We start from the raw sequence: 234 nt of genomic DNA, 5'->3' as shown, positions 1-234 counted from the left end.
TTTTCTTCGGAAATATCAAAACAACAAATTCTTGATGCGATAACAACCTTAGATCATAAATATCAAATAGTGGTGAAGTTATATTTGATAGAAGGTTATGATCACGACGAGATTTCTAGCCTATTAGACATTCCGAAGAAAACATCACGAACACATTTAAGACGAGGCAAATTACAACTTCGCAAGCTTTTAAAAACACAGTACAATGAAGCAAGATATTAGAGATTTATTTAA

General features: G+C 31.2%; 1 protein-coding gene. It reads left to right on the top strand.

Annotated features, from left to right (window positions below):
- Positions 1-222 (top strand): RNA polymerase sigma factor (locus TD29_RS18305; protein WP_316931863.1); only part of this gene is annotated, 222 nt, incomplete at its 5' end.
- Positions 223-234: the final 12 nt, after the last annotated feature.

This window comes from Psychroserpens damuponensis, assembly GCF_000826655.1.
GTDB lineage: Bacteria > Bacteroidota > Bacteroidia > Flavobacteriales > Flavobacteriaceae > Psychroserpens > Psychroserpens damuponensis.
The sequence above is the reverse complement of the archived record's forward strand: the minus strand, read 5'-3'. Positions and strand labels throughout refer to the sequence as shown.